General features: G+C 78.9%; 2 protein-coding genes. Both read right to left on the reverse strand.

What is annotated here, in order from left to right; all coding sequences use genetic code 11:
• Positions 1–480 (reverse strand): adenosylcobinamide-GDP ribazoletransferase (locus AC2CHG_RS31460; RefSeq protein ID WP_484526214.1); only part of this gene is annotated, 480 nt, incomplete at its 3' end.
• On the reverse strand, positions 470–1,161 hold a 692-nt coding region (locus AC2CHG_RS31465; protein ID WP_484526215.1), incomplete at its 5' end, for a nicotinate-nucleotide--dimethylbenzimidazole phosphoribosyltransferase. The genes AC2CHG_RS31465 and AC2CHG_RS31460, both read right to left, overlap by 11 nt.

Genomic DNA, 1,161 nt, shown 5'->3' on the forward strand with positions numbered 1-1,161 from the left:
GGCCAGGCCGACGGCGAGCCGCCCGGCCGCGGTGGCCGCGACCACGGCGGCGAACGCGGCGAGGGCGTCCCGGCCGGCCAGCTCCGCGAGCACCGCGGCCTGGAGCAGGAGTACGACCACCAGCGCGACCACCCCGAACGGGCCGACGTCCGGCTGCTTCATGATCTGCAGCGCGGCTGGACCACGCCGGTACGAGCCGAGCGCGTCGACGGTGTCGGCCAGCCCGTCCAGGTGCAGGCCCCGGGTGAGCAGCGCGCCCAGCCCCACGGTGACCACCGCGGCGACGAGTGGTGGCGCGAGCGCGCCGGTGAGCAGCAGCACCCCGCCGAGTACGGCGCCGAGCAGCGCGCCGACCAGCGGCGCGAGCGCCATCGCGGTGCCGGCGGCGGCGCGGTCGACCCGGCCGGCGCGTACCGGGAGGGTGGTGAACGTGGTGAGCGCCAGCCGGATGCCGTCGGCGAGCCGCGCCTCAGTCGGCACGTCGGCCGGGGGAGACCGGCTCGCCGGACCCGATCGTGGTCGGTCCCGGCCCGGCCGGCTCCGGCTCGGTGAAGTCCGGTTCGGCCCCGCCGCCGGTCCAGTCGTCGTCGCTGGTGGGCTCGCCGATGCCGGGGCTGGTGCGGTCGCCGGCGGCGTCGTCGGTGTCGCTGTCGTCGGGGCCGCCCAGCGACGGGTGCACCGGCAGCGTAGCGGCGAGCGTCAGCGCGGAGCGCAGCAGCGGCAGCGCGGCCAGCGCGGTCGCCCCCTCGCCCAGGTCGAGCCGCAGGTCCACCAGCGGCGTCAGGCCGAGCACGTCGGCGGCGAGCCGCACGCCCGGACGGCCGCCGTGGTCGGGCAGCAGGCACCAGTGCCGCGCCTGCCCGGCCAGGTCGCGGCTGACCATGGCGGCGGCGGTGCCGACCGGCCCGTCCAGCAGCACCGGCACCTTGCGGGCAGTGGCGCCCAGCAGCACGCCGGTGGCCAGCGCGATGTCGCCGCCGCCCAGCTCGGCCAGCACGTCCTTGGCCTCCCGGGCGGAGCGCCGGGTGCGGTGCAGCGCGTCCCGCACCGCCGCGCAGCGGACCATCCAGGCGGTGTCGTCGATCTCGCCCTGCTCGGTGATCACCCGGCCGAGCACCGTCGGCGGCTCCGCGCCGGCGGTGGCCGCGAGCACCGCCGCGG

The organism is Micromonospora sp. ATLC20 (assembly GCF_057196585.1).